Here is a 12,906-nt window from a genome sequence, read left to right on the forward strand (position 1 = left end):
GCCGCCGCACCCCTTCCCCAACATCGCGCCCATTCCGCACGGTGAGGCCAGTTGGCCTCGCCGACCGCGGTCCTGACGGAACTAGCCTCCCATGGAAGAAATCGGCCTGCTGATGCAGGGCTTCGCGGTGGCCCTGCAGCCCGACAACATGCTGCTGATGCTGATCGGTGTCGTGCTCGGCGTGCTGATCGGCGTGCTGCCGGGTCTCGGCGGTGCCAACGGCATCGCCATCCTGCTGCCCCTCACCTTCGCCATGCCGCCGGTCTCGGCGGTGATCATGCTGTCCTGCATCTACTGGGGCGCATTGTTCGGCGGCGCTATCACCTCCATCCTGTTCAACATCCCTGGCGAGCCCTGGTCGGTCGCCACCACCTTCGACGGCTACCCGATGGCCCAGCAGGGCCGCGCGGGCGAGGCGCTGACGGCGGCCTTCACCTCCTCCTTCGTCGGTGCCTTTGTCGCTGTCGTCATGATCACCTTCGTCGCGCCGGTGATCGCCGGTTTCGCGCTGCGCTTCGGGCCGCCCGAATTCTTCGCTGTGATGTTCCTCTCCTTCGCCAGTTTCGTCGGCATGGCCAAGGGCTCGCCGCTCAAGTCGCTGGCGGCGATGATGCTCGGCTTCCTGCTGGCGGCCGTCGGCATGGATACCGTGACCGGCCAGCTTCGCATGACCTTCGGGTCGAGCGAGATGATCCGCGGCTTCGACTTCCTGGTTGCGGTCATCGGCCTCTTCGGCATCAGCGAGATCCTCTGCTCGATCGAGGACGGGCTGAGCTTCAAGGGGCAGAAGGCGAAGATCGACCTCAAGGTCGTGCTGCGCACCTGGAAGGAAATGCCGAAGCATGCGCTGCTGGCGGCGCGCTCGGCGATCATCGGCGTCTGGATGGGCATCACCCCGGCCGGCGCGACCCCGGCCTCATTCATGTCCTATGGCGTCGCCCGCAAGATGTCGAAGGATCCAGCCGGCTTCGGCCATGGCAAGATCGAGGGCGTGATCGCGCCCGAGACCGCGGCGCATGCCGCAGGGACCTCGGCGCTGCTGCCGATGCTGACCCTAGGCGTGCCAGGCTCGCCGACCGCGGCGGTGCTGCTCGGCGGGCTGATCATGTGGGGCCTGCAGCCGGGCCCGATGCTCTTCGTCGAGCAGAAGGAGTTCGTCTGGGGGCTGATCGCCAGCATGTATCTCGGCAACATCGCCGGGCTGCTGGTGGTGCTGGTGGCGGTGCCCTGGTTCGCCGCCATCCTTCGGGTGCCCTTCCCGATCATCGCCGCGCTGATCCTCACGGTCTGCGCCATCGGCGCCTACACGGTCAGCAATGCCGAGTTCGACATCGTGCTGATGCTGATCTTCGGCGTGGTCGGCTATGTCATGAAGAAGCTGGATTACCCGCTTGCGCCGCTGGTGCTGGCGCTGGTCCTCGGCGACCGGACGGAGGAGGCCTTCCGCCAGTCGCTGCTGGTGAGCGAGGGCAGCATGGGCATCTTCTTCCACAACTGGCTGAGCGGCGGGATCATGGCTGCCGGCATCGCGTTGCTGGCCTGGCCGCTGCTGGGCTGGCTGCGCGGCGTCATCGCCTCGGGCATGGGGCGCGCGCGTGCCGCCTGAGAAAATCGGGGAGGGAAGGGTATTCCCTCCCCAAGCCCCACTTTTCCTTTCCGTGAGTCTGGCACTCGACGCGCGACAGCAGCCGACCCAGACGAATAGATGAGGGGTTCGGGGAAGAATATCTTCTCCCCCGATCTTCCTTCATCCGGCCAGCGTCGCCCTATGCCGGCCGGCGAGTTCCACGTAGTGCGGCGCCGTCTTGCCGAAGCGCGCGCGCTCCTCTTCGCCCAGCACCCTCACGAACTTCGCCGGGTTGCCAACCCAGAACTCGTACTTTCCCATTCGCTTGCGCGGCGGCAGCACGCTGCCGGCCGCCAGCAGCGCCCCTTCTTCCATCACCGCGCCGTCCAGCACTGTGGCGCCCATGCCGACGAAGGCGAAATCCTCTAGCGTGCAAGCATGGATGATGGCGGCATGACCGACCGTGACATGGTCACCGATGATGGTGGCCTCGGCGGCCCGGTTCACGTGGATGATGGTGCCATCCTGGATGTTCGTGCCGGCGCCGATGCGGATGAAGTTGGTGTCGCCGCGCAGCACGCAGTGATACCAGACATTGCTGCCGGCCCCGATGGTGACGTCGCCGATGACGGCCGCCGTCGGCGCGACCCAGGCGGTGTCGTGCACCGCCGGGGCCTTGCCCTCAAAGGGATAGAAGGGCGGCGAGACGTCGGTCATTCGGCCGCGGCCGGCAGTCGGGTTTCGACGGCGATGCCGAGCATCAGGCCAAGGTTCTGCACCGCCGCGCCCGAGGCGCCCTTGCCCAGGTTGTCGTAGCGCGCCGTCAGCACTGCTTGGCCGCGCGCGGCATTCCCGTGCACCCGGAGTTCCAGCTGGTTGGTGTTGTTCATGGCCTCCGGCTCCAGCTTGGCCTCGGCCTTCACCACGCGGACATAGGCGCTGCCGGCATAGCGCGCGGTCAGCACCGACTCGAGATCCGCCGGCGCCGGGCCGCCGGTCAGCAGGTCGAGGTGCAGCGGAATGCTGTCGATCATGCCCTGGCGGAAGTCGCCGACGCTGGGCACGAAGATCGGCCGGCGCGTCAGGCCGGTGTAGTAATGCATCTCGGCGACGTGCTTGTGCTCGAGACCGAGCCCGTAGAGCTCGAATTCCGGCGCGGTGCGGGATTCATAGGCCGCAATCATCGCATTGCCGCCGCCGGAATAGCCGGAGACGGCATTCACCGTGACCGGGTAGTCGGCCGGCAGCAGCCCCGCCTGGATCAGCGGGCGCAGCAGCAGGATCGCCCCGGTCGGGTAGCAGCCGGGATTGGAGACGCGCATGGACGCCGCGATCTTCGCCGGCTGCTCCGGCGACAGCTCCGGCAGGCCATAGGCCCAGTCGGGATTCACCCGGAAGGCGGTGCTGGCATCCAGCACCTTGGGCGCCTCGGCGCCGAGCGAGGCGGCCAGCGCCGCGCTCTCCTTTGCCGCCTCGTCCGGCAGGCAGAGGACAACCAGGTCGACCGAGGCCATCATCTCGCGCCGCGCCCCAGGATCCTTGCGGCGCTCGGGGGCGATGGATCGGACGGCGACATGCGGCAGCAGCTCCAGCCGCTCGCGGATCTGCAGGCCGGTGGTCCCGGCCTCGCCATCGATGAACACCGTCGGGATGCTGCCCTTGGCCATGTCGCGCACTCCTCACGCACTCGCATAGGGCGCAAAAGCGCCGGGCGATGCAAGACCCGCCGGGCCGGCCGGCCGCAGCCCTGCCATGCACCGCGGCCATCGCTCCGCAACGATCCGCCGCGACGCCATCCTTGAATTGCCCTTGGCTTCTTGCGCTGAATGCCTGAACCAAGAAGGGGGAGAGGCCAGGGATGCCCGTCTATCTCAACGCGTTCGAGGCCGGGACCGACCCTGCGTCGCTCGGCTTCCCGCATCAGCCGCAGGGCCTCGGCGTGGTGGCGATGACCGCGGGGGCGCTGTTCGGCGTCCATCTCGAATCCGCGGTCCCGGCGGCTCGAGACGGTGCCGTCGCGGCGCTGCGTGACCTGATGGCGCGGCACGGGGCCGGGCCGATCCTGGCGCTCTACGGGTCCTGCAACCATGCCGGCCGCTACCCCGAAGCCGGCAACCGGCTGGCCGCCTGGCAGGCGGAGATGGAGGGCATCGCCCGGCAGCTCGGCGGCTGGCACGGTCCGGCGCGCGGCTGCAACACCGGCTTCATCGAGCCGCGCCCGGGCACCACCATCGAATACCAAGCGGATTACGGCCGTGGCAGCTGCCGAATCGAGTATCGCCGCGCCGCGGCCGCTCCGCCGGGCCAGCTGCACGAGATCGATGGCGCCACGCGGCTGGTCGAATTTGCCGTTTGACTGGGAGAATTGAAAAAGGCCCCGGCATCGCTGCCGGGACCCTTCTCGGGGTGCAGGCTCAGCGCTTGCTGAACTGGAAGGACCGGCGGGCCTTCGCCTTGCCGTACTTCTTGCGCTCGACCACGCGCGGGTCGCGGGTCAGGAAGCCGGCCTTCTTCAGGATCGGCCGCAGATCCGGCTCGTAGTTGGTCAACGCGCGGCTGATGCCGTGGCGCACCGCGCCGGCCTGGCCGGACAGCCCGCCGCCGGTCACCGTGGCGATGACGTCGAACTGCTCGTAGCGGTCCGCCACCAGGAAGGGCTGGGAGAGAAGCATCCGCAGCACCGGCCGGGCGAAGTAGGTCAGGACCGGCTTGCCGTTGATCTCCATGTTGCCCTTGCCGGGCTTCACCCAGACGCGGGCCACGGCGTTCTTGCGGCGGCCGGTGGCATAGGCGCGGCCCCACTGGTCGCGCTTCGGGGTGCGCGGAACCATGGAGTTCTCGCCGGCGGCAGGGGTGCCCTGCACCAGCGTCTTCAGATCGGCGAGCGTGCCGGTGATCTGCTCGCTCATGCTCAGGCCACCTTGTTCTTGCGGTTCATGCCGGCGACGTCGAGCGCGACCGGCTGCTGCCCGGCATGCGGGTGCTCGGGCCCGGCATAAACGTGCAGGTTCTTCATCTGGGCGCGGCCCAGCGGACCGCGGGTGATCATCCGCTCGACCGCCTTCTCGACGACGCGCTCGGGGTGCTTGCCCTCGAGCCGCTCGCGCACGGTGCGCTCCTTGATGCCGCCGGCATAGCCGGTGTGCCAGTAGAAGACGGACTGTTCCGCCTTCTGGCCGGTCACCTTGACCTTCTGCGCATTGACCACGATCACGTGGTCGCCGCAGTCGACATGCGGGGTGAACTGGGGCTTGTGCTTGCCGCGGAGACGCATGGCGATGACCGTGGCGAGGCGGCCGAGCACGAGGCCCTCCGCATCCACCACATACCACCCCTTCTGCACCTCCGCCGGCTTCAGCGAGCGGGTCTGCGTCTCTAGCAGCGACATCGTCTCGATCGGTCCGGATGGGGGAAGAGGCGCGGCTTATGGCCCCCGACCGCGCGTAGGTCAAGGGAAAAGGCGGCTTTCGTCGCAACGGTATCATGATACCACAAACCACGCGCGGCCGCCCCGGCAGCCCCACGCCCGCGGAGGCTGGCCGCCCGCCGTGCCCGCAGTATCATGGCGGCGACGCGTGCCGAGCGGCGCCGAGGGAGGAAGCGAGTGACCGACGATTCGAAAGGTTTGGCCCGCAACGTCGCCAATTACGGCGACCGCGAGTTCTCGCTCTATCTCCGGCGCACCTTCGCGGCGTCCATGGGCTACTCGCGGAAGGCGCTGGAAAAGCCGGTGGTCGGCATCGCCGACACCGCCTCGGACTACAACAACTGCCACCGCAGCGTGCCCGAGCTGGTCGAGGCGGTGAAGCGCGGCGTGCTCGGGGCCGGTGCCCTGCCGCTCGGCTTCCCCACCGTCAGCCTTTGCGAGCCCTCGCTGACGCCGACCTCCATGCACTACCGCAACCTCATGGCGCTCGACACCGAGGCGATGCTCACGGCCCAGCCGATGGACGCCGCGGTGCTGATCGGCGGCTGTGACAAGACCGTGCCGGCCCAGCTCATGGCGGCCGCCAGCGCCGACGTGCCGAGCGTCATGCTGGTCACCGGCCCGATGCTGGCGCAGCGCTTCGAGGGCGAGCGGCTGGCCGCCTGCACCGATTGCCGCCGCTACTGGGCGCAGTACCGCGCCGGCACTGTCTCGGCCGAGCGGATCGGCCAGATCGAGGGCAAGCTGGCGACGACCTCCGGCACCTGCGGCGTCATGGGCACCGCCTCCACCATGGCCTGCCTTGCCGCCGCGCTCGGCTTCATGCCGCTGATGGCGGCCAGCGCGCCGGCGGTGCATTCCGACCGGCTGCGGATGGCCGAGGAGGCCGGGGAGCTGGCGGTGCGGCTGATCACCCACCCCGTCCGCCCCTCCCAGCTCATCACCGCAAAATCGGTCGAGAATGCACTCCGCGTGCTGCTCGCCCTCGGCGGCTCGACCAATGCGCTGATCCACCTGACCGCCATCGCCGGCCGGGTGGGGGTGAAAATCGACCTCAGGCGGCTCGATGCCCTCAGCGAGGAAACCCCTGTCCTGGTCGACCTGAAGCCGACCGGCGAGGGCTACATGGAGGATTTTCACGCCGCCGGCGGCATGGTGGCGCTGCTGCGGGAGCTACGCGACCTGCTGCACCTCGACACCATCGACCTCTACGGCCGGACGCTGGCCGAGCAGATCGATGCGGGCACGCCTTGGGTGGACCGCGCGATCATCCGCGGCCGCAGCGCCCCGGTCTCGCCGGTCGGCGGCCTGGTCTCGCTCTTCGGTAGCCTGGCGCCGGACGGCGCCATCCTGAAGCGCAGCGCGGCGACCCCGGCGCTGTTCGAGTCCGAGGCGCGCTGCGTGGTCTTCGACGGCCTTGCCGACCTCGCCGCGCGGATCGACAGCGACGCGCTCGACGTCACCGCCAGCGACATCCTGGTGCTGAAGAATGTCGGCCCCCTCACCCCGGCCGGCATGCCGGAAGCCGGCTACCTGCCGATCCCGAAGAAGCTGGCGCGGCAGGGCGTCAAGGACATGGTGCGGATGAGCGACTGCCGGATGTCGGGCACCGCCTTCGGCACCATCGTGCTGCACATCTCGCCCGAGGCCGCCGCCGGCGGGCCGCTCGGGCTGGTCGAGACCGGCGACCGGGTGCGGCTTTCGGTCAAGGAGCGGCGGCTCGACCTGCTGGTCGAGGAGGCCGAGCTCGCCCGCCGCCGCGCTGCCTGGACGCCGCCGGCCCGGCCGCGGCGCGGCTGGGACCAACTGGTGCACGACCAAGTGCTGCAGGCGCCGGAGGGCGCGGACTTGGCTTTCCTGCGGCCGGAAGGCGCCTGAGCCGGGCCGCCGGCAAAAGCGGCACCCGGGTCGGGTCGCCGGCCCGAGGCACGGCTGATCTGGTTGGGGTCGGGCGAGCCCGCCCCTTGCAACCGGCGTCTCCGCGCCCAATAGGGTCTGCCAATCTGCCGGGAAGGCAACCATGCCCGTTCTCAACCGTATCGCCGAATTCCACCCCGAGCTCACCGCCTGGCGGCGGGACTTCCATGCCCATCCCGAAACCGCCTTCGAGGAGGTCCGCACCGCCGGCATCGTCGCCGCGAAGCTGCGCGAGTTCGGCTGCGACGAGGTGATCACCGGCATCGCCAAGACCGGCGTCGTCGGCGTCATCCGCGGCCAGGGGAGCAGCACCCGTGCCATCGGCCTCCGCGCCGACATGGACGCGCTGCCCATCCTCGAGGCCACGGGGCTGCCGCATGCCTCGACCGTGCCGGGGAAGATGCATGCCTGCGGCCATGACGGCCACACCACCATGCTGCTCGGCGCGGCGCGCTACCTGGCGGAGACCCGCAACTTCTCCGGCACCGTCTATGTCATCTTCCAGCCAGCCGAGGAGGCCGGCGGCGGCGGCAACGTCATGGTGCAGGAGGGCCTGTTCGACCGCTTCCCAATGGAGCGGGTCTTCGGGATGCACAACTGGCCCGGCGCGCCGGAAGGCGTCTTCCTTTGGCGGAACGGCCCGGTCATGGCGGCGACCGCCAATCTCCGCGCCACCATTACCGGCAAGGGTGCGCACGGCGCCATGCCGAACCAGGGCAACGACCCGATCGTCATCGCCTCCCAGATCGTCACCGCGCTGCAGAGCATCGTCGCGCGCAACGTCGACCCGGTCGAATCCGGCGTCGTCACCATCGGCCATATCCAGGGCGGCGATACCTGGAACGTCATCCCGCAGGAGGTGACGCTGCGCGGCACCGCCCGCTGGTTCAAGCCGGAGGTCGGCGACCTGCTGGAGGCGAAGTTCACCTCGCTCGTCACCGGCATCGCCGCGGCCTTCGGCGCGACCGCCGAGGCGGTCTTCGACCGCGGCTACCCGGCGACGGTGAACGAGGTCGAGAGCACGCGGCTGGCGGTCAGGGCGGCGCAGGCGGTGGCCGGCGACGTGCAGGTTCAGGAGATGCCGCGGCCGACCATGGGCGGCGAAGATTTCTCCTTCATGCTGAACGCCAAGGACGGCAACTACATCATGCTCGGCGCCGGGCGCGGACCGGCCGACCCCCAGGTGCACCACCCGCGCTATGACTTCAACGACGCGGTGCTGCCAGTCGGCGCCAGCTATTGGGCGACCCTGGCCGAGCAGTTGCTGCCGCGCGCATAGGGGTGCGGGCGGCCGGGCACCGTCCCCGCCCGCCGCGCGGCCGCGCCGGGACTGTGTCCCGGCGCATCGCTCGGCCGGGCTGCCCAGCAAGCCGCACGGGCCCGCCGGGCGGTGCTGGACCAGGATCCTGGCGCGCAACCGCTCTGGATGGTCCGTCCATGCGGTCGCTCGATCCGATCCCCACACTGTTCATCGACCCCGCCCTCACCTTGGGAAGTTTCAGCCTGCTGGCGGGGGTGATCGTCGAAGCCCTGGCCCCGGCCCCGGGGCTGGCGGTCGGAGACCCTGGTCGCAGGCACCGGCCACATGCTGGACGACATGCAGCTGCACGGCGTCGCCGCGAAGGTGCTGCGGCATCCGGCGGTGGCCCCCCCCCTGCAAACCGTGGCGCCAAACGGCCAGCTGAACGCGAATCGGCCCGCCTGTGTCGAGCCCGCGCAACTTGCCGCGGCGCTGGTCGATGTCCTGGGGACACCCGAGCAGCGCGAGGCAGCGCTGGCGCATGTTGAGGACCCCAAGGTCGAGCGGTTCCTGACCGGCCCGCTGGCCCGCGCGATAGGCGACGTGGCGCGGTTCCGCTCCGGCACCGCCGCTTGGTTCGACAGCGCTCTGGATCGCGTGGGCGGCGGCTACAAGCGGCGTGTCCAGTTCTGGAAGTGCCCGGCCGCGCCGCTGCTCGCGGCCGGCAGGAACGTGAATGCGCCGGCGGTGGCCAGCAGCTCTGGGTGCAACCGGGGCTGTCGGCGTCCCTGGCGGACGCGGTCAGCGCCGGCACCCCTGGCCCGACCAGGGCCCCTGCCCCGGCATCTCCTGCCGTTACCGGACAGCCGCCGGCCGATCCGCAGCAGCAGAATGACGCGAGGCTGTATGAGCTCTGGTCCCGGAGCCTGCCGTTCGACCGGAGCAACGTCACCATGCCGCACGACGCATGGGACTGGGTGAGGACGATCGCGCTGTGGCTTGCCGGCTTGCGGACCACCGCCTGCTCGACCCTGTTCGGCGTGCCGCTCTGGTTCAACGCGCTGCAGCAGCTGGCCCGCATCCGCAGCAGCGGCCCGAGCCCGTGGGAGGCTGCGGCGGCACGTGGCGACGGCCGATCTGTGGTGAGGGCCGGCCTGCAACTCGGCGCGGCGGCATCCCCGCCCGGCTGACGCGCCCGGCGGGTCGCCTCGCCCGGCACGGGTTCAAGCATCCGCGCGCCGATCCGCCCTTGCGCCCTGGCCCTGGTTCGCAAGCGCGCGGCCGGGCCGTCACGCCCGGTGGCGATCTGCCCTTAATCCGCGATCCGCCGGACAAGCCACGCCAGCGCCAGCGCCAGCCCCGCCAGCAGCACCGGCACCCAGGCGATCGGCGCCAGGCCCAGCAGCGCCGGCAGCAGCCCGGCGCCGAGCGTCGCCGCCGCCACCTGGAACCCCACGGCATGAGTCGCCGCAGCGGCGCCCAGCCGGGCCGGCGTGCGCGCCATCAGCGTCGGGTAGAGCGGCGCCAAGGCCACCGCCAGCAGGCCGACGGCGACCAGGTCCAGCCCCGCCGGCGCGAAGGCGAAGCCGGCCGAGGCCAGTGCCGCCACCAGGACAGCCCAGCGCAGCATGCGGTCCGGCCCCATCCGATCGACCACGAAGCCGAGCCCGATGCGGCCCAAAGCCAGCGCCGCCCAGAACAGCGCCGTTGCCGCCCCGGCGGCGGCCGGCCCGGCGCCGCGGGCATCGACCAGGATGGTGGCCAGCCATTGCCCGGTGCCGGCCTCGACGCCGCAATAGACGAAGAAGGCGGCGATCTGCCGCCGCGCCATCGGGTCGCGCAGCACCGCCAGCGCCGGCAGGCGTGGCCCCGCCGCGGGCTCCGGCCCACCCCAGCGGGCGCGGCTCAGGACGAAAGCGAGGGACAGCGCCGCCAGCATCGCCCCGATGGTCAGGTAAACCGCCCGCCAGGACGTCCCGGCCGCCAGCAGTCCGGTGGCGACGGCCGGGCTCAGCGTGGCGCCGATCCCCCAGCAGGCATGCATCCAGTTCAGGTGGCGCGGCTGGAAGCGGGCCGCGGCGAAGACGTTCATCGCCGCATCCACCGCCCCGGCGCCGAGGCCCGAGAGCAGCGCCAGCGCCACCAACGCCCACCAGGGCGGCGCCAGGGCCGCGCCGAGCGCCGCCAGGGCGGTCAGCCCGACGCTGGCCGCCAGCACCCCACCGGTGCCGAAGGCGGCGATGGCGCGGCCGGAGAGGATGCTGGCGACCATGGTCCCAGCCGAGACCGCCAGCAGAAGCGCCCCCAGCGCCGCCACCGGTTGCCCGTAGTCGAGCCGGAGCACCGGCCAGAGGGTTCCTGGCAGCGGGTCGGGCAGCCCGAGTCCGATGAAGGCGACATAGGCGAAGGCGAGCAGCGGCACCCGGCCGCCCCCCCGCGTCCGCGCCTAGGACCCGACCTTCAGCGTGCTGGTCAGGCCGCGCAGGCAGGCGAGAATCGAGAGCGGGGTGATCTTGCCGGTGCGCGGATTTTCCTCGGACGGCACGTTCTCGATCGTCATGGTCAGCCGCACCGTCTCCGCCTCCAGCCGGATGGTGTGGGTATTGCGCGTGACCGTCGGGTCGCCCCAGATCTCCACCATCGTGCGCTCCGGCCCGATTCCGGCCAGGGCCAGGGCGGCGGCGACGTTGACGTTGGCGGGAAAGCCCTTGGCCGCGTCGAAGGCATTGCCCTTGAAGACAACCGTCGGCGTGGTGATGGCGAAGACGTCGATCTTGTTCTCGGACAGGTAGGGGGCGCCCTCGAGGCCGCGCGGCGGCTTGCGGGTCTCGATGGTCACGCTGTCCACCTTGCCCTCGGCCGCGGCGCGCACCGCGTCCAGCCCGAGCAGCGCGCCGGTCGGGACGACGATGCGCGCGCCGGTTTCCCGCGCCCGTGCAACCAAGTGCATCCGCGGCAGCAACGCGCCGACGCTACTCGGCACGAAGATCCGGCCGCGGGCAATCGCGGCCTCGGCGATCTGCTCGAAGACCGCGGCCGGCGCCGCCTCCACGACGATGTCGGCCTGCTCGGCCAGCCCGGCCAGGCCGACCAGCTTCGGCGCCGAGCGGAAGCCGGCGACGGTACGCCGCGCCTTGTCCTGGTCGCGCGCCGCGACCGCGACCAGCCGCAGCCCCTCGACCCCCGCATCCAGCGCCCGCGCCAGATGCGCTCCGATCGCGCCGAGCCCGCCGATCGCCACCGTCAACTCGCCTGCCATCGGACGCCCCTCATCAATCCTTGCCGGCGTCGCGGTTAGCAGAAGCACGGGGCCGGGACGAGGCCCCCGGATGGCCGCCTGGCACAACCATGGGCGGAACCATGGGCGCCTCGGCGCGCTATGCGGAACGACCAGCCCTGACGCGGGTCCGAAACATACCGAGGAGCACGCCTTTCATGCACGCCACCCCCCTGCTGCGCGGCCTGGCCGCCGCCGCGGTGCTGACCACGCTCGCCGCCTGTGACAGCACCCGCGACGGAACGCGCGGCAACCCGCCGAGCACCGCGCTGCAGCGCGCCTATGACCGTGCCACCGATGCGCCGAAGACCAGCGCCGACGGCACCGGCAACAACCCGTCCGGCACGGCGGCGGAGCGGGCGCTCGACCGCGCCGCGGGCACCGATACTTCGGGCGCCTATCCGGCCCAGCGGGACGGTACGCGGGCGAATCCGCCGGGCACGGCGGCGGAACGGGCCTATGATCGGACGACCGGTTCGAACACGTCGGGCGCCTATCCGCGCAACCGCTAAGCAAGGAAGGCCGGGGGGAGGCACTTCCCCCGAGCACCCTTCGCTTTCCATGCGTCAGCCGACAGAAATGCATGAGCGGTCCGGGGAGAATGCCTTCTCCCCGGCCTTTTTCGTCTCAGACGACCGGGCTGCGCCCGCCATCGACGTTGAGCGCCACGCCCGCGATGTAGCCGCCGCCCTCCGAGCAGAGGAACAGCGCGGTCGCCGCGAATTCCTCCGGCCGGCCGTAGCGCCCCATCGGCAGCGCCTGGCCGAGCTTGCCCAGCCATGCCTCGTAGCTCTCGTTGGTCTTGCTGGCGGCGTGGCGGCGGCGGTGCTGGTCGCTGTCGATCAGCCCGACCAGCATGGCGTTCACCAGGATGTTGTGCTTGGCGCCCTCGTTCGCCTGCACCTTGGTCAGCGCCATGCCGGCGGCGCGCGTCACCGCGGTCGGCGCGCCCTCGGCCGGCGGCGCCTTGGCACCGGTGTTCAGCACGTTGATGATCCGGCCCCATCGCCGCGCCTGCATCCCCGGCCAGACCAGCCGCCCCAGCCGGATCGCGGCAAAGAGCTTCAGGTCGAGGTCGTTCTGCCAGAGCGCGTCCGAGACCTCGAGGAAGGGCCCGCGCTGGCTGGTGCCGGCGTTGTTGATCAGGATGTCGACCTGGCCGAAGGCCTGTTCGGCCTTGGCGAAGGCTGCCTCGCAGCCGGCGGCGGTGCTGATGTCGGCCGCGACGGCAAGAACCTCGGCGCCCGGCGCCGCGACCTTGATCTCGGCTTCGGCCGTGGCGAGCTGCTCGGCGTTGCGGGCGACGATGGCGACCTTGCCACCGGCGCCGGCGAAGGCCTTGGCGATGGCGAGGCCGAGGCCCTTGGAGCCGCCGGTGATCAGCGCGGCGCGGCCGTTCAGTGAAAGCTGCATGGATGTGGTTCCCCCCTTGGGTGCCCGTCATCCTGCCGCCAGCGGCCGGGATCGGGAAGGAGGGG

13 protein-coding genes are annotated in these 12,906 nt (G+C 70.9%); 6 read left to right on the forward strand and 7 right to left on the reverse strand.

What is annotated here, in order from left to right; genetic code table 11:
• The first annotated feature begins 91 nt into the window (after positions 1 to 91).
• Positions 92 to 1,606, forward strand: a complete 1,515-nt coding sequence (locus E2C06_RS02825; RefSeq protein ID WP_133287053.1) for a tripartite tricarboxylate transporter permease — start codon at positions 92 to 94, stop codon at positions 1,604 to 1,606.
• 141 nt (positions 1,607 to 1,747) lie between these two features.
• On the opposite strand, the gene E2C06_RS02830 is transcribed toward E2C06_RS02825, so the two are convergent.
• Complete coding sequence (locus E2C06_RS02830) at positions 1,748 to 2,284, reverse strand: gamma carbonic anhydrase family protein (RefSeq protein ID WP_133287054.1); 537 nt, start codon at positions 2,282 to 2,284, stop codon at positions 1,748 to 1,750.
• On the reverse strand, positions 2,281 to 3,234 hold the full coding sequence (gene argC, locus E2C06_RS02835; RefSeq protein WP_133287055.1) for an N-acetyl-gamma-glutamyl-phosphate reductase: 954 nt from the start codon (positions 3,232 to 3,234) through the stop codon (positions 2,281 to 2,283). The genes E2C06_RS02830 and argC overlap by 4 nt, the downstream gene beginning before the upstream one ends.
• A 191-nt stretch (positions 3,235 to 3,425) precedes the next feature.
• Between argC and E2C06_RS02840 the strand changes: the two genes are divergently transcribed.
• Positions 3,426 to 3,923 (forward strand): hypothetical protein, encoded by a 498-nt coding sequence (locus tag E2C06_RS02840; RefSeq protein ID WP_133287056.1) that lies wholly within the window; start codon positions 3,426 to 3,428, stop codon positions 3,921 to 3,923.
• A gap of 58 nt (positions 3,924 to 3,981) precedes the next feature.
• Here the strand turns inward: E2C06_RS02840 and rpsI are convergent, their stop codons facing one another.
• On the reverse strand, positions 3,982 to 4,476 hold the full coding sequence (gene rpsI, locus E2C06_RS02845; RefSeq protein WP_133287057.1) for a 30S ribosomal protein S9: 495 nt from the start codon (positions 4,474 to 4,476) through the stop codon (positions 3,982 to 3,984).
• 2 nt (positions 4,477 to 4,478) lie between these two features.
• Complete coding sequence (rplM, locus tag E2C06_RS02850) at positions 4,479 to 4,955, reverse strand: 50S ribosomal protein L13 (protein WP_133287058.1); 477 nt, start codon at positions 4,953 to 4,955, stop codon at positions 4,479 to 4,481.
• Between the two features lie 216 nt (positions 4,956 to 5,171).
• Here rplM and E2C06_RS02855 point away from each other — a divergent pair, with 216 nt between their 5' ends.
• The 3 genes from E2C06_RS02855 to E2C06_RS02865 all read left to right on the forward strand — a co-directional run bounded on the left by E2C06_RS02855 (position 5,172) and on the right by E2C06_RS02865 (position 9,341).
• Entirely contained in the window at positions 5,172 to 6,872 is a 1,701-nt protein-coding gene (locus E2C06_RS02855; RefSeq protein ID WP_133287059.1) for a dihydroxy-acid dehydratase, read from the forward strand.
• Positions 6,873 to 7,014: 142 nt separating this feature from the next.
• Positions 7,015 to 8,190 carry a M20 aminoacylase family protein gene (locus tag E2C06_RS02860; RefSeq protein ID WP_133287060.1) on the forward strand — a complete coding sequence of 392 codons (1,176 nt, stop codon included), beginning with the start codon at positions 7,015 to 7,017 and terminating at the stop codon, positions 8,188 to 8,190.
• A gap of 914 nt (positions 8,191 to 9,104) precedes the next feature.
• Positions 9,105 to 9,341, forward strand: coding sequence for a hypothetical protein (locus E2C06_RS02865; protein WP_133287061.1), 237 nt, complete (start codon positions 9,105 to 9,107; stop codon positions 9,339 to 9,341).
• A 122-nt stretch (positions 9,342 to 9,463) separates the two neighbouring features.
• On the opposite strand, the gene E2C06_RS02870 is transcribed toward E2C06_RS02865, so the two are convergent.
• Together E2C06_RS02870 and E2C06_RS02875 are read right to left on the reverse strand one after the other, a co-directional pair.
• Positions 9,464 to 10,573: an MFS transporter gene (locus E2C06_RS02870; protein ID WP_133287062.1), complete on the reverse strand. Its 1,110-nt coding sequence runs from the start codon at positions 10,571 to 10,573 to the stop codon at positions 9,464 to 9,466.
• A gap of 24 nt (positions 10,574 to 10,597) precedes the next feature.
• Complete coding sequence (locus E2C06_RS02875; RefSeq protein ID WP_133287063.1) at positions 10,598 to 11,410, reverse strand: aspartate dehydrogenase; 813 nt, start codon at positions 11,408 to 11,410, stop codon at positions 10,598 to 10,600.
• 176 nt (positions 11,411 to 11,586) lie between these two features.
• Between E2C06_RS02875 and E2C06_RS02880 the strand changes: the two genes are divergently transcribed.
• Positions 11,587 to 11,940 carry a hypothetical protein gene (locus E2C06_RS02880; RefSeq protein ID WP_133287064.1) on the forward strand — a complete coding sequence of 118 codons (354 nt, stop codon included), beginning with the start codon at positions 11,587 to 11,589 and terminating at the stop codon, positions 11,938 to 11,940.
• Between the two features lie 115 nt (positions 11,941 to 12,055).
• Here E2C06_RS02880 and E2C06_RS02885 read toward each other — a convergent pair whose 3' ends face one another.
• Positions 12,056 to 12,841, reverse strand: a complete 786-nt coding sequence (locus E2C06_RS02885; RefSeq protein WP_133287065.1) for an SDR family NAD(P)-dependent oxidoreductase — start codon at positions 12,839 to 12,841, stop codon at positions 12,056 to 12,058.
• Positions 12,842 to 12,906: the final 65 nt, after the last annotated feature.

Source organism: Dankookia rubra, assembly GCF_004355005.1.
Classification (GTDB): Bacteria; Pseudomonadota; Alphaproteobacteria; order Acetobacterales; family Acetobacteraceae; genus Paracraurococcus; species Paracraurococcus ruber_A.